This window comes from Pseudomonas sp. NCCP-436, from assembly GCF_019656335.1.
GTDB lineage: Bacteria > Pseudomonadota > Gammaproteobacteria > Pseudomonadales > Pseudomonadaceae > Aquipseudomonas.
This window is the reverse complement of sequence record NZ_BPLZ01000003.1, coordinates 323,938-340,253: the sequence shown is the minus strand read 5'-3', so window position 1 is coordinate 340,253 and position 16,316 is coordinate 323,938. Positions and strand designations below refer to the sequence as shown.

Below are 16,316 nucleotides of genomic sequence, written 5' to 3'. Positions count from 1 at the left end.
GTCTGTTTTGTCTGGTGCGCTAGGGCAAATGCGGGCGGTGATTTTTTGATCTGGTTAAAAGTTGACACCCCCGGGGGGCGTCCGTACAATTGCGCCTCCCTTGAGCGGGCGTAGTCCGTCCGGGGGAATTAGCAGCTTGGAATCTGAGGTCAAAATGCAAAACCAACAAATCCGCATTCGGTTGAAGGCTTTTGACCATCGCCTGATCGATCAATCTACCCAGGAAATCGTGGAAACCGCGAAACGTACTGGTGCTCAGGTGCGTGGTCCGATTCCTCTGCCTACTCGTAAGGAGCGGTACACCGTACTGATCTCTCCGCACGTCAACAAGGACGCGCGTGATCAGTACGAAATCCGCACTCATAAGCGTGTTCTGGACATCGTCCAGCCGACGGACAAAACCGTTGACGCGCTGATGAAGCTGGACCTTGCGGCAGGCGTGGAAGTGCAGATCAGCCTCGGCTAAAACCTGGCGGTTTTGGTCGTGTAACGCTCTGAAATGGGCGGCCATAGCGGGTGAAAGCCCCGTACACTCATGAGGTTTAAAACATGGCTATTGGTGTAGTCGGTCGTAAGTGCGGCATGACCCGCATTTTCACCGAAGATGGTGTCTCCATTCCGGTTACGGTCATCGAGATCGAGCCGAATCGCGTCACCCAGTTCAAAAGCGAGGAGTCTGATGGCTATCGCGCAGTGCAGGTCACTGTTGGCGAGCGTCGTGCTTCCCGAGTCAACAAGGCGCAGGCCGGTCATTTCGCCAAGGCGAATGTCGCGGCAGGTCGTACCGTTCTGGAGTTTCGTCTTGAAGAAGGCGAATACAAAGCTGGTGATCTGATCAACGCTGAAATTTTCCAAGCTGGTCAGCTGGTGGATGTCACCGGTCAGTCCAAGGGTAAGGGCTTTGCCGGTACCATCAAGCGTTGGAACTTCCGCGGTCAGGACAACACTCACGGCAACTCCGTCTCCCACCGTGTTCCGGGTTCCATTGGTCAGTGCCAGACCCCGGGTCGCGTATTCAAGGGCAAAAAGATGTCCGGTCACCTGGGCGCTGAGCGTGTAACCGTCCAGTCCCTGGAAATCGTGCGCGTAGACGCCGAGCGTAATCTGCTGCTGGTCAAGGGTGCCGTTCCTGGCGCTACTGGCGGTGACGTTATCGTTCGTCCGGCAGTCAAGGCGTAAGGGAGATTCTGAGATGCAATTGAATGTAAATGGCGCTCAGGCAATCGAAGTGTCCGATGCGACCTTTGGTGGCGAGTTCAATGAGACCCTGGTTCACCAAGCAGTCGTGGCCTACATGGCTGGCGGTCGCCAGGGCACCAAGGGGCAAAAGTCCCGTGCTGACGTTTCCGGCGGTGGTAAGCGTCCGTGGCGCCAGAAGGGTACCGGTCGTGCCCGTGCTGGTACCACTCGCGGTCCGATCTGGCGTGGCGGTGGCGTGACCTTTGCTGCGACCACTCGCAATCACGAGCAGAAGCTCAACAAGAAGATGTACCGCGCTGCACTGCGCTCCATCCTTTCTGAGCTGGTTCGTACCGATCGCCTGGTTGTAGTTGAGGACTTCTCCGTCGAGGCTCCGAAAACCAAGGCGCTGTTGAGCAAGCTCAATGGGCTGGGTCTGAACGATGTGCTGATCGTGTCCGACGCTGTCGATGAGAATCTGTATCTGGCTGCTCGCAACCTGCCGCACGTTGATGTTCGTGACGTCCAGGGTTCCGATCCGGTCAGCCTGATTGCGTACGAGAAGGTGCTGGTCACCGTTTCGGCCGTGAAGAAATTCGAGGAGCTGCTGGGATGAACCAGGAACGCGTATTCAAAGTGCTGGTTGGCCCGCACATCTCCGAGAAGGCCACGCTTCTGGCTGACAAGCAAGGTCAGTTCGTTTTCAAGGTCGCGACCGATGCGACCAAGCTGGAAATCAAGAAGGCTGTCGAAAGTCTGTTCGGCGTGAAGGTTGAGCGTGTTACTACCCAGAATGTTCTGGGCAAGAGCAAGCGCACCGCTCGCGGTCTGGGCAAGCGTAACGACTGGAAGAAGGCGGTTATTTCCCTTCAGCCGGGCCAAGAACTCGATTTCACCAGCAGTGCTGAGTAAGGAAGGGGAGCATCATGGCAATCGTTAAATGCAAGCCGACTTCCTCGGGCCGCCGTTTTGTGGTCAAGGTGGTCAGTCAGGAGCTGCACAAAGGCGCTCCGTACGCTCCGCTGCTCGAGAAGAAGTCGAAGTCCGGCGGTCGTAACAACAACGGCCGTATTACTACCCGTCACGTTGGTGGCGGCCATAAGCAGCACTATCGTCTGATCGATTTTCGCCGCAACGACAAGGACGGTATTCCGGCCATCGTCGAGCGTGTCGAGTACGATCCGAACCGTACTGCTCACATCGCCCTGCTGAAATATGCTGACGGCGAACGTCGTTACATCATCGCGCCCAAGGGCGTGGTGGCCGGCGATCAGCTGGTTTCGGGCAACATGGCGCCGATCAAGGCGGGTAACACCCTGCAGCTGCGCAACATTCCGGTCGGTTCGACCGTTCATGGTGTTGAGCTGAAGCCGGGTAAAGGTGCTCAGATCGCTCGTTCCGCTGGTGCTTCCGCTCAGCTGGTTGCGCGCGAAGGTGCTTATGTGACCCTGCGTCTGCGTTCCGGCGAGATGCGCAAAGTGCTGGCCGAGTGCCGTGCTACCCTGGGTGAAGTCTCGAACTCCGAGCATAGCCTGCGTTCGCTGGGTAAGGCCGGTGCCAAACGCTGGCGCGGTGTTCGTCCGACCGTTCGTGGTGTTGCCATGAACCCGGTTGATCACCCGCACGGTGGTGGTGAAGGTCGTACCTCCGGTGGTCGTCATCCGGTGTCGCCATGGGGCTTCCCGACCAAGGGTGCGAAGACCCGTGCCAATAAGCGCACCGACAACATGATCGTCCGTCGTCGCAAGTAAATAGAGGGATACGACAGTGCCACGTTCTCTGAAAAAAGGTCCTTTTATCGATCTTCACCTACTGAAGAAGGTCGAGGCGGCGGTGGAAAAGAACGATCGCAAACCGGTTAAAACCTGGTCGCGTCGTTCTATGATCCTGCCGCAGATGGTCGGTCTGACCATCGCTGTGCATAACGGTCGTCAGCATGTCCCGGTTCTGGTAAGCGAAGACATGGTCGGCCACAAACTGGGCGAATTTGCCGGCACCCGTACCTATCGTGGTCACGTGGCCGACAAGAAAGCCAAGCGCTAAGGGGTCAAGGAAATGGAAGTAGCCGCTAAGTTGTCGGGCGCTCGCATCTCCGCCCAGAAAGCCCGCTTGGTCGCCGACCAGATCCGCGGGAAGAAGGTGGGCGACGCGCTCAACCTCCTGGCTTTCAGCAACAAGAAAGCCGCCGAGATCATGAAGAAAGTGCTGGAGTCGGCCGTTGCCAACGCCGAGCACAACGAAGGCGCAGACGTTGATGACCTGAAGGTCAGCACCGTTTTCGTCAACGAAGGGCGTTCGCTTAAGCGCATCATGCCGCGTGCCAAGGGCCGTGCTGATCGCATCGTCAAGCGGTCTTGCCATATCACTGTCAAGGTTGCGGACAAGTAACGGAGTCGATCAGATGGGTCAGAAAGTACATCCCGTTGGCATCCGCCTGGGAATCGTCAAGGATCACACTTCGGTCTGGTACGCAGATGGTCGCAATTACGCCGACTACCTGAATGCCGACCTGAAGGTTCGTGCATACCTGCAAGACAAACTAAAAAGCGCGTCCGTTAGCCGTATCGATATCGCTCGTCCGGCTCAAACCGCACGCATCACCATCCACACCGCCCGTCCCGGTATCGTGATTGGCAAGAAAGGTGAAGATGTTGAGAAGCTGCGTCAGGACCTGACCAAGCAAATGGGTGTGCCGGTGCACATCAACATCGAAGAGATCCGCAAGCCGGAGCTCGACGGTATGCTGGTTGCGCAGAGCGTAGCTCAGCAGCTGGAGCGTCGCGTTATGTTCCGTCGCGCCATGAAGCGCGCTGTACAAAACGCCATGCGCATTGGTGCCAAGGGCATCAAGATCCAGGTGAGTGGTCGTCTCGGCGGCGCTGAAATTGCCCGTACCGAGTGGTATCGCGAAGGTCGTGTGCCTCTGCACACCCTGCGTGCCGATATCGATTACGCCACCTACGAAGCGCACACCACCTATGGTGTGATCGGCGTCAAGGTTTGGATCTTCAAGGGTGAGGTCATTGGTGGCCGCACAGAAGAGCTGAAGCCGCAAGCGCCCGCTCCTCGTAAAGCTGCTAAGAAATAAGGAGTACGCATCATGTTGCAACCAAAGCGTACGAAGTTCCGCAAGCAGATGACCGGCCACAACCGTGGTCTGGCTCAGCGCGGTAGCAAGGTCAGCTTCGGCGAGTATGCGCTGAAGTCCGTATCCCGCGGTCGTCTCACCGCCCGCCAGATCGAGGCCGCTCGTCGTGCCCTCACTCGTCACGTGAAGCGTGGCGGCAAGATCTGGATTCGCGTCTTCCCGGACAAGCCGGTTACCAAGAAGCCTCTTGAAGTGCGTATGGGTAAAGGTAAGGGTGGCGTTGAATACTGGGTAGCCCAGATCCAGCCAGGCAAGGTTCTGTACGAGATCGAGGGCGTTTCCGAAGAGCTGGCGCGTGAGGCTTTCGCCCTGGCTGCTGCAAAGCTGCCGCTCGCCACCACCTTTGTTAAGCGGACGGTGATGTGATGAAAGCGACCGAACTTCGTGAAAAAACAGCAGAGCAGCTGAACGAGCAATTGCTCGGCCTGCTGCGCGATCAGTTCAACCTGCGCATGCAGAAGGCAACTGGTCAGTTGGGGCAGTCTCACCTGCTCTCGCAAGTCAAGCGCGACATCGCTCGCGTGAAGACCGTGCTCAACCAGCAGGCAGGTAAGTGATCATGGCTGAAGTTGAAAAGACTGTCCGTACGCTGACCGGCCGTGTTGTCAGCGACAAGATGGACAAGACCATCACCGTTCTGATCGAGCGTCGCGTTAAGCACCCGATCTACGGCAAGTACGTGAAGCGTTCCACCAAGCTGCACGCTCACGACGAAAACAACCAGTGCAAGATCGGCGACAAGGTTTCCATTCGTGAAACCCGTCCGCAGTCCAAGACCAAGTCCTGGGCTCTGGTTGAAGTCGTTGAACGCGCCGTAGAAGTCTAAGAGCTAAGGGTCGGAGAAATTTTATGATTCAGACTCAATCCATGCTCGATGTGGCTGATAACAGCGGTGCACGTCGTGTCATGTGCATCAAGGTGCTGGGCGGCTCGCATCGTCGCTATGCCGGCATCGGCGACATCATCAAGGTGACCGTTAAGGAAGCAATTCCGCGCGGCAAAGTGAAGAAAGGTCAGGTCATGACCGCGGTGGTTGTTCGTACCCGTCACGGCGTTCGTCGTGCCGACGGCTCGATCATCCGTTTCGATGGCAACGCTGCTGTTCTGCTGAACAACAAGCAGGAGCCCATCGGTACCCGTATTTTCGGCCCGGTGACCCGTGAACTCCGTGGTGAGAAGTTCATGAAGATCGTCTCGCTCGCCCCTGAAGTGCTTTAAGGAGATCCGACATGCAAAAGATTCGTCGTGACGACGAGATCATCGTGATCGCCGGCAAAGACAAAGGTAAGCGTGGCAAGGTGCTGAAGGTTCTTGCTGACGACCGTCTGGTTGTCAGCGGGGTCAACCTGGTGAAGCGCCATACCAAGCCGAACCCGATGGCTGGCGTTCAAGGCGGTATCGTTGAGAAAGAAGCGCCTCTGCACGTTTCCAACGTTGCCATCTTCAACCCGGAAACCAGCAAGGCTGACCGCGTTGGCTTCAAGGTCGAAGACGGCAAGAAAATTCGTGTCTTCAAGTCCACCCAAAAGCCGGTTGGCGCTTGAGAATCCGTAGGTAAATACCATGGCACGACTGAAAGAGATTTACCGGAAGGAAATCGCGCCCAAGCTGAAGGAAGAACTGAAGCTGGCGAACGTGATGGAAGTTCCGCGCATCACCAAAATCACCCTGAACATGGGCCTGGGCGAGGCGATCGGTGACAAGAAAGTCATCGAGAACGCTGTTGCCGACCTCGAGAAGATCACCGGCCAGAAGGCTGTTGTGACTCACGCTCGTAAGTCCATCGCGGGCTTCAAGGTTCGTGAGGGCTGGCCGATTGGCGTCAAGGTCACTCTGCGTCGCGAGAAGATGTACGAGTTCCTGGATCGTCTGCTTTCCATCTCCCTGCCGCGCGTACGTGACTTCCGCGGTCTGAATGCCAAGTCCTTCGACGGTCGCGGCAACTACAGCATGGGTGTGAAAGAGCAGATCATCTTCCCGGAAATCGATTACGACAAGATCGATGCGCTGCGTGGTCTGGACATTACCCTGACCACCACTGCCCGTACCGATGATGAAGGTCGCGCGCTGCTGCGTGCCTTCAACTTCCCGTTCCGCAACTGACCGGAGTCTGGAAAATGGCTAAAACGAGCATGAAAAACCGTGAGCTGAAGCGTCAGCAAACGGTAGCCAAGTACGCCAAGAAGCGTGCCGAGCTGAAAGCGATCATCGCCAACCCGAACTCCACTCCGGAAGCTCGCTGGGAAGCGCAGATCGCTCTGCAAAAACAGCCCCGTGACGCCAGCCCTTCGCGCCTGCGCAACCGCTGCCGCGTAACGGGTCGTCCGCACGGCGTCTACCGCAAGTTCGGCCTCTCGCGCAACAAGCTGCGCGAAGCTGCCATGCGCGGCGACGTGCCGGGCCTGGTGAAAGCCAGCTGGTAAGAAGCAAGCAAAGCCGGCCTAGTGCCGGCTTTGTCTTTCATGATCAAGCCCCCTTTGGGGCTTGATTCATTTTTGAACGATCTCTAGAATGTCCGGCTCTCCTGAGCCCGACATTTTCGTGTCGAGCTTTGGGAAGATCCCACAGCCTTCGGGCTGTTCTATTTGTATCAGGAGCGTCTAGCCCATGAGTATGCAGGACCCGTTAGCGGACATGCTAACTCGTATCCGTAATGCCCAGATGGCTGAAAAGTCTGTCGTAAGCATGCCGTCTTCCACTCTGAAGGTGGCTGTAGCCAAGGTTCTGAAGGACGAAGGTTACATTGCGGGTTATGAAGTAAACGGCGAATCCAAGCCGCAGCTGTCGATCGAGCTGAAGTACTTCGAAGGCCGTCCGGTCATCGAGGAAGTCAAGCGCGTCAGCCGTCCCGGTCTTCGTCAGTACAAATCCGTCGATGAACTGCCGAAGGTTCGTGGCGGTCTCGGTGTTTCCATCGTCTCCACCAACAAGGGTGTGATGACGGATCGTGCTGCACGCGCTGCCGGTGTCGGTGGTGAAGTGCTCTGCACCGTGTTCTAAGGGGGGGGATAGGCATGTCTCGCGTTGCTAAGAACCCCGTCGTGCTGCCTGCCGGTGTCGAGGTCAAACTCGCTGGTCAGCAGCTTTCGGTCAAGGGCGCCAAGGGCGCTCTGGAGCTGAATGTTCATCCCTCCGTTGAGGTGATCCAGGAAGGTAGCGAGCTGCGCTTCGCTGCCCGCAATGGCGATCAGCAGAACCGTGCCATGGCCGGTACCACCCGTGCTCTGGTCAATAACATGGTCATCGGCGTCAGCCAGGGCTTTGAGCGTAAGCTGCAATTGGTAGGTGTGGGCTATAAGGCTCAGGCCAAGGGCCAGGTGCTGAACCTCGCGCTGGGCTTCTCTCACCCGATCGACTACGAACTGCCAGCAGGCGTCGTAGCTGAGACCCCGAGCCAGACCGAGATCCTGATCAAGGGTATCGACAAGCAATTGGTGGGTCAGGTGGCTGCGGAAATCCGTGACTTCCGTCGTCCTGAACCTTACAAAGGCAAGGGCGTTCGTTACGCGGATGAAGTTGTCCGTCGTAAAGAAGCCAAGAAGAAGTAAGGGGCTGAGAAATGACCGACAAAAAACTTACTCGTCTGCGTCGCGCGCGCAAGGCACGCTTGAAAATGCACGAGCTCGAAGCCGTGCGTCTGTGCGTGCATCGTTCTTCGCAGCACATCTACGCCCAGGTCATCTCGGCCGACGGCGGCAAGGTTCTGGCCAGTGCCTCTACCTTGGACAAAGCACTGCGTGATGGCGCCACCGGCAACGTCGACGCGGCCAAGAAAGTTGGTGCGCTGGTTGCCGAGCGTGCGAAAGCTGCCGGCGTTACTCAGGTAGCATTCGACCGTTCTGGCTTCAAGTACCACGGCCGCGTCAAGGCGCTGGCTGATGCTGCTCGTGAAGGCGGGCTGGAGTTCTAAGTTATGGCAAATAACGACCAAAAGCGCGACGAAGGCTACATCGAGAAGCTGGTTCAGGTTAACCGCGTCGCCAAGACCGTAAAGGGTGGCCGTATCTTCACTTTCACCGCGCTGACCGTGGTTGGTGATGGCAAGGGTCGCGTCGGCTTTGGCCGCGGCAAGTCCCGTGAAGTGCCGGCAGCCATCCAGAAGGCGATGGAAGCTGCGCGTCGCAACATGATTCAGGTGGATCTGGACGGTACTACTCTGCAGTACCCGATCAAGTCGGCTCATGGTGCCTCCAAGGTGTACATGCAGCCGGCCTCCGAAGGTACCGGTATCATCGCAGGCGGCGCCATGCGTGCCGTTCTGGAAGTTGCAGGCGTGCAGAACGTTTTGGCCAAGTGCTACGGCTCGACCAATCCGGTGAACGTGGTTCATGCCACTTTCAAAGGTCTGCAGGCCATGCAGTCCCCGGAATCCGTGGCGGCCAAGCGTGGCAAGAGCGTCGAGGAGATTCTCTAACCATGGCTAATACCGTCAAAGTGACTCTGATCAAGAGCACCAATGGCCGTCTGGCCAATCACAAAGCTTGCGTCAAGGGCCTTGGTCTGCGTCGCATCGGTCACACCGTCGAAGTTCAGGATACTCCTGAAAACCGCGGCATGATCAACAAGGCTTACTACCTGCTGAAGGTGGAGGGTTAATCATGCAACTGAACGATCTGCGTTCCGCGCCGGGTGCCCGTCGCGAGAAGCACCGTCCGGGCCGTGGCATCGGTAGCGGTCTGGGCAAGACCGGTGGCCGCGGCCACAAGGGTCAGACCTCTCGCTCCGGTGGCTCCATCGCTCCGGGCTTCGAGGGTGGTCAGCAGCCGCTTCACCGTCGTCTGCCGAAGTTCGGCTTCGTTTCCCTGAAGGCTCTGGATCGTGCGGAAATCCGTACTTCCGAGCTGAACAAGGTTGAAGGCGATGTCGTGACCCTGCAGGCGCTGAAGGATGCCAATCTGGTCGGCCGTAACGTACAGCGTGTAAAAGTCATGCTGTCCGGTGAGGTCACCCGTGCGGTCACCCTGAAAGGTATCGCTGCCACCAAGGGTGCGCGTGCGGCTATCGAAGCAGCTGGCGGTAAGTTCGAGGACTAAATGGCTAAGCAAGGTGCTCTCTCAGCGCTGGCAGGTGGCGGGTTGTCCGAACTCTGGGCTCGTCTGCGCTTCCTGTTCCTGGCGATCATCGTCTACCGGATAGGTGCGCACATCCCGGTTCCAGGCATCAACCCGGACCGTCTGGCGGATCTGTTCCGGCAGAATGAGGGGACCATTCTTAGCCTGTTCAACATGTTTTCCGGCGGCGCGCTGGAGCGGATGTCGATCTTTGCACTGGGGATCATGCCGTATATCTCGGCCTCGATCATCATGCAGCTGATGACCGCTGTCAGCCCGCAGCTGGAACAGTTGAAGAAGGAAGGTGAGGCTGGTCGTCGCAAGATCAGTCAATACACCCGCTACGGCACTCTTGTCCTGGCGTTTGTTCAGGCCATCGGCATGTCTGTTGGTCTGGCCAGTCAGGGCGTGGCGTTCTCGGTCGATTTCGGCTTCCACTTCGTGGCGGTCACCACTTTCGTGGCGGGCGCGATGTTCATGATGTGGCTGGGCGAGCAAATCACCGAGCGTGGTGTCGGCAACGGTATCTCGATGCTGATTTTCGCGGGCATCGTCGCCGGTCTGCCGTCGGCAATCGGGCAGTCGTTCGAGTCCGCCCGTCAGGGCGACATCAACATCTTTGCCCTGATCGCCATCGGCATGCTGGCAGTGGCGATCATTGCTTTCGTGGTGTTCATCGAGCGTGGCCAGCGCCGTATTGCGGTGCACTACGCCAAGCGTCAGCAGGGCCGCAAGGTCTTCGCTGCGCAGACCAGTCACCTGCCGCTGAAGGTGAACATGGCGGGCGTAATCCCGGCCATCTTCGCCAGCAGTCTGCTGCTGTTCCCGGCCTCGCTGGGAACCTGGTTCGGTCAGTCCGAGGGTCTGGGCTGGCTGCAGGACATCTCGCAGGCGATCGCTCCCGGCCAGCCGTTGAACATTCTGCTGTTTAGTGCAGGGATCATCTTCTTCTGCTTCTTCTACACGGCGCTGATGTTCAACCCGAAAGACGTAGCGGAAAACCTGAAGAAGTCCGGTGCCTTTATTCCGGGTATCCGTCCGGGCGAGCAATCCGCGCGCTATATCGATGGCGTGCTGACCCGCTTGACCATGTTCGGTGCTCTGTACATGACGGCCGTTTGCCTCCTCCCGCAGTTCCTGCAGGTGGCTGCCAACGTTCCGTTCTACCTTGGCGGGACCTCGTTGCTGATCGTGGTTGTGGTTGTGATGGACTTCATGTCCCAGGTGCAATCTCACCTCGTGTCTCACCAGTACGATTCCCTGATGAAGAAAGCCAACCTGAAGGGTTACGGCAGCGGCATGCTCCGCTGATCCGCCCGTAAGGTTCGAGGAGTTGGTAATGAAAGTTCGTGCATCGGTGAAAAAACTGTGCCGTAACTGCAAGGTTATTCGTCGCGACGGTATCGTGCGGGTGATCTGCAGCGCAGAGCCGCGTCACAAGCAGCGCCAAGGCTGAGTGTGAACCACGCGTGATGAGCCCGGCAGCTAGTGCGCTGTCGGGTTGATTATTTGTTTTTACAGCGTTAATATCTCGCGCCCTATTTCTTGGCTTCCGGGGCGTAGGTAGCTGTCAATTGGAGTTCCACTGAATGGCCCGTATTGCAGGCGTTAACATTCCGGATAACAAGCACACTGTTATCTCGCTGACCTACATCTACGGTGTTGGTCGCACCACTGCACAGAAAATCTGTGCTGCTACCGGCGTGAATCCGGCGGCGAAAATCAAGGATCTGACTGACGAGCAGATCGAACTGCTGCGTGGCGAAGTAGCTAAGGTGAATACCGAAGGCGACCTGCGTCGTGAAGTGAATATGAAGATCAAGCGCTTGATGGATCTGGGCTGCTACCGTGGTCTGCGCCACCGCCGTGGCCTGCCGGTTCGTGGTCAGCGTACCAAGACCAATGCTCGCACCCGTAAGGGCCCGCGTAAGCCGATCCGCAAGTAATCGCATTCGCGAATCGACAGGAATCTAGTCATGGCAAAACCTGCTGCTCGTACTCGTAAGAAAGTCAAAAAGACGGTGGTTGACGGCATCGCCCACATCCATGCGTCGTTCAACAACACCATCGTGACCATCACGGATCGTCAGGGCAACGCCCTATCCTGGGCTACTTCCGGTGGTTCGGGCTTCCGTGGCTCGCGTAAGTCCACTCCGTTTGCTGCCCAGATCGCCGCCGAGCGCGCTGGTCAGGCTGCTCTGGAATACGGTCTGAAGAACCTCGACGTCAACGTCAAGGGCCCGGGCCCGGGTCGCGAATCCGCTGTGCGTGCTCTGAACGCCTGCGGCTACAAAATCGCCAGCATCACCGACGTGACGCCCATCCCGCACAACGGATGCCGTCCGCCGAAGAAGCGTCGCGTGTAAACAGGAGACAGTGAAATATGGCTCGTTACATTGGTCCCAAGTGCAAACTGTCTCGCCGTGAAGGCACCGACCTCTTCCTGAAGAGTGGTGTTCGCGCGCTTGAATCGAAGTGCAACATCGAAGCAGCCCCGGGCATTCACGGCCAGCGCCGTGGCCGTCAGTCCGACTACGGCACCCAGCTGCGTGAGAAGCAGAAAGTCCGTCGTATCTACGGCGTTCTGGAGCGTCAATTCAGCGGTTACTACAAGCAAGCTGCCAGCAAGAAGGGCGCCACTGGCGAAAACCTGCTGCAACTGCTGGAGTGCCGTCTGGACAACGTGGTTTACCGTATGGGCTTTGGCGCTACCCGTGCCGAATCCCGTCAGCTGGTTTCGCACAAGGCTATCAGCGTCAACGGTCAGACCGTAAACGTACCGTCCTACCAGGTTAAGGCCGGCGACGTGGTTGCTGTTCGCGAGAAATCGAAGAACCAGCTGCGCATCGCTCAGGCTCTCGAGCTTAGCGCCCAGCGCGGCCGTGTCGAGTGGGTTGAAGTGGACGTCGAGAAGAAGTCCGGTGTGTTCAAGAGCGTACCGACTCGCGGCGATCTCTCCGCTGACATCAACGAGAGCCTGATTGTCGAGCTCTACTCCAAGTAAGGGCTAGAAAATAGGTGCATCCATGCAGATTTCGGTAAATGAGTTCCTGACCCCCCGTCACATTGATGTGCAGGAGGTCAGTCCGACCCGCGCCAAGATCACCCTCGAGCCTCTCGAGCGTGGTTTTGGTCATACCCTGGGCAACGCGCTGCGTCGCATCCTGTTGTCCTCCATGCCTGGCTGTGCAGTAGTCGAGGCCGAGATCGACGGCGTACTCCATGAGTACTCCGCCATTGAAGGTGTTCAGGAGGATGTCATCGAGATCCTGCTGAACCTGAAAGGTCTGGCGATCAAACTGCACGGTCGCGACGAAGTGACCCTGACTCTGTCCAAGAAGGGCCCAGGCGTCGTTACCGCTGCCGATATTCAGCTGGATCACGATGTCGAAATCGTCAACGGCGACCACGTGATCGCCAACCTAGCCGATAACGGCTCGCTGAACATGAAGCTCACCGTGGCTCGTGGTCGCGGCTATGAGCCGGCTGATGCGCGTCAGAGCGACGAAGACGAAAGCCGCAGCATTGGTCGCTTGCAGCTGGATGCTTCGTTCAGCCCTGTGCGCCGGGTTGCTTACGTGGTGGAAAACGCTCGTGTCGAGCAGCGCACCAACCTGGACAAACTGGTCATCGATCTTGAAACCAACGGCACCCTGGATCCTGAAGAGGCCATCCGCCGTGCCGCGACCATCCTCCAGCACCAACTGGCTGCCTTCGTTGATCTGAAGGGCGACAGTGAGCCGGTAGTGGTCGAGCAGGAAGACGAGATCGATCCGATTCTGCTGCGTCCGGTTGATGACCTGGAACTGACCGTCCGTTCGGCCAACTGCCTGAAGGCAGAGAACATCTACTACATTGGTGACCTGATCCAGCGCACCGAAGTAGAGCTGCTCAAAACCCCGAACCTGGGCAAGAAGTCTTTGACCGAGATCAAGGACGTTCTGGCTTCGCGCGGTCTGTCCCTCGGTATGCGCCTCGACAACTGGCCGCCGGCAAGTCTGAAGAAAGACGATAAGGCTACTGCCTGATCGTCATCATCACCGAACTTGAAGTTTGGTAAGGAATTGAACCATGCGTCATCGTAAAAGTGGCCGTCACCTCAGCCGCACCAGCGCTCACCGCAAGGCCATGTTCCAGAACATGGCGGTCTCGCTGTTCGAGCACGAGCTGATCAAAACTACCCTGCCGAAAGCCAAGGAACTGCGTCGCGTAGCCGAGCCGCTGATCACCCTGGCCAAGGAAGACAGCGTAGCCAACCGTCGTCTGGCTTTCGACCGTACCCGTTCGAAAGCTGCCGTCGGCAAGCTGTTCAACGACCTGGGCAAGCGCTATGCCACCCGCAATGGCGGCTACCTGCGCATCCTCAAGTGCGGTTATCGCGCTGGCGACAATGCTCCGATGGCTTATGTCGAGCTGGTTGACCGTCCGGTTGGTGGTTCGGTAGAAGCTGCCGAGTAAGTTGCTGGTTGTATAGAGAACCGGGCCTTGTGCCCGGTTTTTTATTGCCTGCAATTTATCGGAGGGTTCCTTGGTTTTCTCTATTTTTGAACCTTATCCGGAAGATTTTATCTATCGCTTTCTTGCACAGGCTAAATTGGCCCGGTTAGAGCGCTCCGTCTAGCCTTGTCTCATCGCCGTCAGCCAGAGGGCCAGGCGTGATCAAATCCAGAGAAGGAGAGCAGCATGTCGAATGAATCCAAATGTCCGTTCCATCAGGGGGGCGCAGGGGGTACCAGCAACCGTGACTGGTGGCCAAACCAATTGCGGCTGGATCTGCTGAACCAGCACTCGTCGCGCTCCAATCCTCTGGGGGAAGAGTTTGACTATGCTGAAGCGTTCAAGCAGCTCGACTATCGGGCGCTCAAGGCCGACTTGCACAAGCTGATGACCGACAGTCAGGACTGGTGGCCGGCAGACTTCGGTAGCTACGTTGGCCTTATGATCCGCATGGCCTGGCACAGCGCCGGTACCTACCGTAGTGGTGACGGCCGTGGTGGCGCCGGTCGCGGTCAGCAGCGTTTCGCGCCACTCAACTCCTGGCCGGACAACGTCAGCCTGGACAAGGCCCGGCGTCTACTGTGGCCGGTCAAGCAGAAGTACGGCCAGAGTATCTCCTGGGCCGATCTGATGGTTCTTGCCGGTAACGTTGCCCTGGAGCATTCGGGCTTCCGCACCTTTGGTTTCGCTGCCGGCCGCGAGGATACCTGGGAGCCAGATCAGGACGTCTACTGGGGGCGTGAGACTACCTGGCTGGGTGGTGACAAGCGTTATGCCAAGGACTCCAATGATGTCTCCAGGGGGCAGAACAGCAGCGTTCAGGTAAGTGAGGACGATACCGGCGGCAGGGAACACTCGCGTAGCCTGGAAAATCCGCTGGCAGCGGTGCAGATGGGGCTGATTTACGTCAACCCGGAAGGCCCCGATGGCAACCCGGACCCCTTGCTCGCAGCTCATGACATTCGCGAAACCTTTGCTCGCATGGGAATGAACGACGAGGAAACCGTTGCACTGATCGCCGGCGGTCACACGCTGGGCAAAACCCATGGCGCAGGCCCGGCGAGTCATGTAGGGGCTGATCCGGAGGCCGCCGATCTAGAGATGCAGGGGCTTGGCTGGGCCAACAGTTTCGGCAGCGGCAAAGGGGCTGACACCATCACCTCCGGGCTCGAAGTGACCTGGACCAGCACTCCGGCGCAATGGAGCAATGACTTCTTCAAGTTCCTCTTTGACTTTGAGTGGGAGCTGAGCAAGTCCCCGGCCGGTGCCCATCAATGGGTGGCAAAGGATGCCGAGGCCATCATTCCCGGGCCAGCTCCGGATTCGCCCAGGCGCAAGCCGACCATGCTGACTACGGATCTGGCGCTGCGTTTCGATCCGGAATACGGGCGCATTTCCCGGTATTTTCGTGACGACCCGCAGGCTTTCGCCAATGCTTTCGCCCGCGCCTGGTTCAAGCTGACCCACCGCGATATGGGGCCGAGGTCCCGTTACCTGGGGCCGGAAGTGCCGGCTGAAGAGCTGATCTGGCAGGATCCGCTACCCAAGGCTACACACAAGCCAGCGCCGCTGGATATCGCTGAAGCCAAGGCGAAGATCACAGCGCTGGGGCTGTCGGCAGGTGATCTGGTATCGCTGGCCTGGGCCTCGGCTTCCACCTTCCGCGGTGGTGACAAGCGCGGCGGGGCCAACGGCGCTCGTATTCGTCTGGCACCCCAACGCGATTGGCAGTCCAACCAGAGGGCAGTGCAGGTTCTTCCGAAGCTGGAGGCGATTCAGGCGGAGTCCCGACTGTCGCTGGCGGATCTCATTGTTCTGGCTGGCGGTGTCGGCATCGAACAGGCTGCCCGGGCAGCCGGCTTTTCTGTCGAGGTGCCATTCGCTCCAGGTCGGGTCGATGCGATTGAGGAGCAGACTGATGTGGAGTCCTTCAGCTTCCTAGAGCCGTTTGCCGACGGTTTCCGCAACTACCTGAAAGGGCCGAGTGCAATTCCGGCTGAGCATCTGCTGGTGGATAAGGCTCAGTTGCTGACCCTTACCGCTCCGGAAATGACTGCGCTGGTCGGCGGGTTACGGGTTCTGGATGCCAACTGGGACGGTAGCCGTCATGGTGTGTTTACGGAGCGTCCCGGTACTCTGAGCACTGACTACTTTGTCAACCTGCTGGACATGGGGACCGTGTGGAAGCGTGCCGGTGAGCTCTTCGAGGGACTGGATCGCAAGACCGGCATCAAGAAATACACCGCCACTCGTGTCGATCTGGTGTTTGGCTCCAACTCGGTGCTGCGCGCACTGGCCGAGGTCTACGCTCAGGCGGACGGGGCTGAACGTTTCGTACGGGATTTCGTCGCCGCCTGGACCAAGGTGATGAACCTGGATCGCTTCGATCTGCGCCAGGGTTGATGCTCTGATCCATGGCAATTAAGCACAACGCCTCCATC

Annotated in this window: 29 protein-coding genes; all 29 read left to right on the top strand. The window is 58.1% G+C overall.

Going from position 1 to position 16,316, the window contains the following annotated elements:
- Nucleotides 1-154 precede the first annotated feature (154 nt).
- On the top strand, nucleotides 155-466 hold the full coding sequence (gene rpsJ / locus NCCP436_RS05765; RefSeq protein ID WP_003243886.1) for a 30S ribosomal protein S10: 312 nt from the start codon (nucleotides 155-157) through the stop codon (nucleotides 464-466).
- Nucleotides 467-549: 83 nt separating this feature from the next.
- A complete protein-coding gene (gene rplC / locus NCCP436_RS05760; RefSeq protein WP_220802885.1) occupies nucleotides 550-1,179 on the top strand; it encodes a 50S ribosomal protein L3 in 630 nt (209 codons plus the stop codon).
- 13 nt (nucleotides 1,180-1,192) lie between these two features.
- The gene (gene rplD / locus NCCP436_RS05755) at nucleotides 1,193-1,795 is read left to right on the top strand and encodes a 50S ribosomal protein L4 (RefSeq protein ID WP_220802883.1); all 603 of its coding nucleotides are present in this window, start codon (nucleotides 1,193-1,195) and stop codon (nucleotides 1,793-1,795) included.
- Nucleotides 1,792-2,091: a 50S ribosomal protein L23 gene (rplW, locus tag NCCP436_RS05750; RefSeq protein WP_220802881.1), complete on the top strand. Its 300-nt coding sequence runs from the start codon at nucleotides 1,792-1,794 to the stop codon at nucleotides 2,089-2,091. The genes rplD and rplW overlap by 4 nt, the downstream gene beginning before the upstream one ends.
- A gap of 14 nt (nucleotides 2,092-2,105) precedes the next feature.
- The gene (rplB, locus tag NCCP436_RS05745; RefSeq protein WP_220802879.1) at nucleotides 2,106-2,930 is read left to right on the top strand and encodes a 50S ribosomal protein L2; all 825 of its coding nucleotides are present in this window, start codon (nucleotides 2,106-2,108) and stop codon (nucleotides 2,928-2,930) included.
- Between the two features lie 16 nt (nucleotides 2,931-2,946).
- Nucleotides 2,947-3,222, top strand: a complete 276-nt coding sequence (gene rpsS / locus NCCP436_RS05740; protein WP_220802878.1) for a 30S ribosomal protein S19 — start codon at nucleotides 2,947-2,949, stop codon at nucleotides 3,220-3,222.
- 12 nt (nucleotides 3,223-3,234) lie between these two features.
- Nucleotides 3,235-3,567: a 50S ribosomal protein L22 gene (gene rplV / locus NCCP436_RS05735; protein WP_015475325.1), complete on the top strand. Its 333-nt coding sequence runs from the start codon at nucleotides 3,235-3,237 to the stop codon at nucleotides 3,565-3,567.
- Nucleotides 3,568-3,580: 13 nt separating this feature from the next.
- Nucleotides 3,581-4,267 (top strand): 30S ribosomal protein S3, encoded by a 687-nt coding sequence (rpsC, locus tag NCCP436_RS05730; protein WP_003243898.1) that lies wholly within the window; start codon nucleotides 3,581-3,583, stop codon nucleotides 4,265-4,267.
- 12 nt (nucleotides 4,268-4,279) lie between these two features.
- A complete protein-coding gene (rplP, locus tag NCCP436_RS05725; RefSeq protein ID WP_220802876.1) occupies nucleotides 4,280-4,693 on the top strand; it encodes a 50S ribosomal protein L16 in 414 nt (137 codons plus the stop codon).
- Entirely contained in the window at nucleotides 4,693-4,884 is a 192-nt protein-coding gene (gene rpmC, locus NCCP436_RS05720) for a 50S ribosomal protein L29 (RefSeq protein WP_220802874.1), read from the top strand. Before rplP ends, rpmC begins: the two co-directional genes overlap by 1 nt.
- 2 nt (nucleotides 4,885-4,886) lie before the next feature.
- Nucleotides 4,887-5,153 carry a 30S ribosomal protein S17 gene (gene rpsQ, locus NCCP436_RS05715; RefSeq protein WP_220802873.1) on the top strand — a complete coding sequence of 89 codons (267 nt, stop codon included), beginning with the start codon at nucleotides 4,887-4,889 and terminating at the stop codon, nucleotides 5,151-5,153.
- A 23-nt stretch (nucleotides 5,154-5,176) separates the two neighbouring features.
- Nucleotides 5,177-5,545 carry a 50S ribosomal protein L14 gene (gene rplN, locus NCCP436_RS05710; protein ID WP_045484118.1) on the top strand — a complete coding sequence of 123 codons (369 nt, stop codon included), beginning with the start codon at nucleotides 5,177-5,179 and terminating at the stop codon, nucleotides 5,543-5,545.
- A gap of 11 nt (nucleotides 5,546-5,556) precedes the next feature.
- Entirely contained in the window at nucleotides 5,557-5,871 is a 315-nt protein-coding gene (rplX, locus tag NCCP436_RS05705; RefSeq protein WP_220802871.1) for a 50S ribosomal protein L24, read from the top strand.
- A gap of 19 nt (nucleotides 5,872-5,890) precedes the next feature.
- Nucleotides 5,891-6,430: a 50S ribosomal protein L5 gene (gene rplE / locus NCCP436_RS05700; RefSeq protein WP_220802870.1), complete on the top strand. Its 540-nt coding sequence runs from the start codon at nucleotides 5,891-5,893 to the stop codon at nucleotides 6,428-6,430.
- Nucleotides 6,431-6,444: 14 nt separating this feature from the next.
- Complete coding sequence (rpsN, locus tag NCCP436_RS05695) at nucleotides 6,445-6,750, top strand: 30S ribosomal protein S14 (protein ID WP_220802868.1); 306 nt, start codon at nucleotides 6,445-6,447, stop codon at nucleotides 6,748-6,750.
- A 184-nt stretch (nucleotides 6,751-6,934) separates the two neighbouring features.
- Nucleotides 6,935-7,327 (top strand): 30S ribosomal protein S8, encoded by a 393-nt coding sequence (gene rpsH / locus NCCP436_RS05690; protein ID WP_220802866.1) that lies wholly within the window; start codon nucleotides 6,935-6,937, stop codon nucleotides 7,325-7,327.
- 14 nt (nucleotides 7,328-7,341) lie between these two features.
- A complete protein-coding gene (gene rplF, locus NCCP436_RS05685) occupies nucleotides 7,342-7,875 on the top strand; it encodes a 50S ribosomal protein L6 (RefSeq protein ID WP_220802865.1) in 534 nt (177 codons plus the stop codon).
- Between the two features lie 11 nt (nucleotides 7,876-7,886).
- Nucleotides 7,887-8,237, top strand: coding sequence for a 50S ribosomal protein L18 (gene rplR / locus NCCP436_RS05680; protein WP_220802864.1), 351 nt, complete (start codon nucleotides 7,887-7,889; stop codon nucleotides 8,235-8,237).
- Nucleotides 8,238-8,240: 3 nt separating this feature from the next.
- Nucleotides 8,241-8,741 carry a 30S ribosomal protein S5 gene (gene rpsE, locus NCCP436_RS05675; protein WP_220802863.1) on the top strand — a complete coding sequence of 167 codons (501 nt, stop codon included), beginning with the start codon at nucleotides 8,241-8,243 and terminating at the stop codon, nucleotides 8,739-8,741.
- A gap of 2 nt (nucleotides 8,742-8,743) precedes the next feature.
- The gene (gene rpmD, locus NCCP436_RS05670) at nucleotides 8,744-8,923 is read left to right on the top strand and encodes a 50S ribosomal protein L30 (protein WP_159973761.1); all 180 of its coding nucleotides are present in this window, start codon (nucleotides 8,744-8,746) and stop codon (nucleotides 8,921-8,923) included.
- A 2-nt stretch (nucleotides 8,924-8,925) separates the two neighbouring features.
- On the top strand, nucleotides 8,926-9,360 hold the full coding sequence (gene rplO, locus NCCP436_RS05665) for a 50S ribosomal protein L15 (protein ID WP_220802862.1): 435 nt from the start codon (nucleotides 8,926-8,928) through the stop codon (nucleotides 9,358-9,360).
- Nucleotides 9,361-10,689 carry a preprotein translocase subunit SecY gene (gene secY / locus NCCP436_RS05660; RefSeq protein ID WP_220802861.1) on the top strand — a complete coding sequence of 443 codons (1,329 nt, stop codon included), beginning with the start codon at nucleotides 9,361-9,363 and terminating at the stop codon, nucleotides 10,687-10,689. It begins immediately after the preceding gene.
- A gap of 28 nt (nucleotides 10,690-10,717) precedes the next feature.
- Nucleotides 10,718-10,834 (top strand): 50S ribosomal protein L36, encoded by a 117-nt coding sequence (gene rpmJ / locus NCCP436_RS05655; protein WP_220802860.1) that lies wholly within the window; start codon nucleotides 10,718-10,720, stop codon nucleotides 10,832-10,834.
- Nucleotides 10,835-10,967: 133 nt separating this feature from the next.
- The gene (gene rpsM, locus NCCP436_RS05650; RefSeq protein ID WP_220802858.1) at nucleotides 10,968-11,324 is read left to right on the top strand and encodes a 30S ribosomal protein S13; all 357 of its coding nucleotides are present in this window, start codon (nucleotides 10,968-10,970) and stop codon (nucleotides 11,322-11,324) included.
- Nucleotides 11,325-11,354: 30 nt separating this feature from the next.
- Nucleotides 11,355-11,744 (top strand): 30S ribosomal protein S11, encoded by a 390-nt coding sequence (gene rpsK / locus NCCP436_RS05645; protein ID WP_003243933.1) that lies wholly within the window; start codon nucleotides 11,355-11,357, stop codon nucleotides 11,742-11,744.
- 17 nt (nucleotides 11,745-11,761) lie between these two features.
- Nucleotides 11,762-12,382 carry a 30S ribosomal protein S4 gene (rpsD, locus tag NCCP436_RS05640; RefSeq protein ID WP_220802856.1) on the top strand — a complete coding sequence of 207 codons (621 nt, stop codon included), beginning with the start codon at nucleotides 11,762-11,764 and terminating at the stop codon, nucleotides 12,380-12,382.
- A gap of 22 nt (nucleotides 12,383-12,404) precedes the next feature.
- A complete protein-coding gene (locus NCCP436_RS05635; protein ID WP_220802854.1) occupies nucleotides 12,405-13,406 on the top strand; it encodes a DNA-directed RNA polymerase subunit alpha in 1,002 nt (333 codons plus the stop codon).
- Between the two features lie 43 nt (nucleotides 13,407-13,449).
- Nucleotides 13,450-13,836, top strand: a complete 387-nt coding sequence (gene rplQ, locus NCCP436_RS05630) for a 50S ribosomal protein L17 (RefSeq protein WP_220802852.1) — start codon at nucleotides 13,450-13,452, stop codon at nucleotides 13,834-13,836.
- Nucleotides 13,837-14,061: 225 nt separating this feature from the next.
- Nucleotides 14,062-16,278, top strand: coding sequence for a catalase/peroxidase HPI (gene katG, locus NCCP436_RS05625; RefSeq protein ID WP_220802850.1), 2,217 nt, complete (start codon nucleotides 14,062-14,064; stop codon nucleotides 16,276-16,278).
- Nucleotides 16,279-16,316 lie beyond the last annotated feature (38 nt).

What these genes read in the sequence shown, in the direction of transcription:
- rplC (WP_220802885.1), top strand. Translation starts at nt 550, where the DNA reads ATGGCTATTGGTGTAGTCGGTCGTAAGTGCGGCATGACCCGCATTTTC.
- rplD (WP_220802883.1), top strand. Translation starts at nt 1,193, where the DNA reads ATGCAATTGAATGTAAATGGCGCTCAGGCAATCGAAGTGTCCGATGCG.
- rplR (WP_220802864.1), top strand. Translation starts at nt 7,887, where the DNA reads ATGACCGACAAAAAACTTACTCGTCTGCGTCGCGCGCGCAAGGCACGC.
- rplB (WP_220802879.1), top strand. Translation starts at nt 2,106, where the DNA reads ATGGCAATCGTTAAATGCAAGCCGACTTCCTCGGGCCGCCGTTTTGTG.
- rplO (WP_220802862.1), top strand. Translation starts at nt 8,926, where the DNA reads ATGCAACTGAACGATCTGCGTTCCGCGCCGGGTGCCCGTCGCGAGAAG.
- katG (WP_220802850.1), top strand. Translation starts at nt 14,062, where the DNA reads ATGTCGAATGAATCCAAATGTCCGTTCCATCAGGGGGGCGCAGGGGGT.
- NCCP436_RS05635 (WP_220802854.1), top strand. Translation starts at nt 12,405, where the DNA reads ATGCAGATTTCGGTAAATGAGTTCCTGACCCCCCGTCACATTGATGTG.
- rpsQ (WP_220802873.1), top strand. Translation starts at nt 4,887, where the DNA reads ATGGCTGAAGTTGAAAAGACTGTCCGTACGCTGACCGGCCGTGTTGTC.
- rpsH (WP_220802866.1), top strand. Translation starts at nt 6,935, where the DNA reads ATGAGTATGCAGGACCCGTTAGCGGACATGCTAACTCGTATCCGTAAT.
- rplP (WP_220802876.1), top strand. Translation starts at nt 4,280, where the DNA reads ATGTTGCAACCAAAGCGTACGAAGTTCCGCAAGCAGATGACCGGCCAC.
- secY (WP_220802861.1), top strand. Translation starts at nt 9,361, where the DNA reads ATGGCTAAGCAAGGTGCTCTCTCAGCGCTGGCAGGTGGCGGGTTGTCC.
- rplE (WP_220802870.1), top strand. Translation starts at nt 5,891, where the DNA reads ATGGCACGACTGAAAGAGATTTACCGGAAGGAAATCGCGCCCAAGCTG.
- rpsE (WP_220802863.1), top strand. Translation starts at nt 8,241, where the DNA reads ATGGCAAATAACGACCAAAAGCGCGACGAAGGCTACATCGAGAAGCTG.
- rpsC (WP_003243898.1), top strand. Translation starts at nt 3,581, where the DNA reads ATGGGTCAGAAAGTACATCCCGTTGGCATCCGCCTGGGAATCGTCAAG.
- rpsN (WP_220802868.1), top strand. Translation starts at nt 6,445, where the DNA reads ATGGCTAAAACGAGCATGAAAAACCGTGAGCTGAAGCGTCAGCAAACG.
- rpmJ (WP_220802860.1), top strand. Translation starts at nt 10,718, where the DNA reads ATGAAAGTTCGTGCATCGGTGAAAAAACTGTGCCGTAACTGCAAGGTT.
- rpsK (WP_003243933.1), top strand. Translation starts at nt 11,355, where the DNA reads ATGGCAAAACCTGCTGCTCGTACTCGTAAGAAAGTCAAAAAGACGGTG.
- rplV (WP_015475325.1), top strand. Translation starts at nt 3,235, where the DNA reads ATGGAAGTAGCCGCTAAGTTGTCGGGCGCTCGCATCTCCGCCCAGAAA.
- rpsD (WP_220802856.1), top strand. Translation starts at nt 11,762, where the DNA reads ATGGCTCGTTACATTGGTCCCAAGTGCAAACTGTCTCGCCGTGAAGGC.
- rplX (WP_220802871.1), top strand. Translation starts at nt 5,557, where the DNA reads ATGCAAAAGATTCGTCGTGACGACGAGATCATCGTGATCGCCGGCAAA.
- rpsM (WP_220802858.1), top strand. Translation starts at nt 10,968, where the DNA reads ATGGCCCGTATTGCAGGCGTTAACATTCCGGATAACAAGCACACTGTT.
- rplW (WP_220802881.1), top strand. Translation starts at nt 1,792, where the DNA reads ATGAACCAGGAACGCGTATTCAAAGTGCTGGTTGGCCCGCACATCTCC.
- rplQ (WP_220802852.1), top strand. Translation starts at nt 13,450, where the DNA reads ATGCGTCATCGTAAAAGTGGCCGTCACCTCAGCCGCACCAGCGCTCAC.
- rpmD (WP_159973761.1), top strand. Translation starts at nt 8,744, where the DNA reads ATGGCTAATACCGTCAAAGTGACTCTGATCAAGAGCACCAATGGCCGT.
- rpsJ (WP_003243886.1), top strand. Translation starts at nt 155, where the DNA reads ATGCAAAACCAACAAATCCGCATTCGGTTGAAGGCTTTTGACCATCGC.
- rpmC (WP_220802874.1), top strand. Translation starts at nt 4,693, where the DNA reads ATGAAAGCGACCGAACTTCGTGAAAAAACAGCAGAGCAGCTGAACGAG.
- rplN (WP_045484118.1), top strand. Translation starts at nt 5,177, where the DNA reads ATGATTCAGACTCAATCCATGCTCGATGTGGCTGATAACAGCGGTGCA.
- rplF (WP_220802865.1), top strand. Translation starts at nt 7,342, where the DNA reads ATGTCTCGCGTTGCTAAGAACCCCGTCGTGCTGCCTGCCGGTGTCGAG.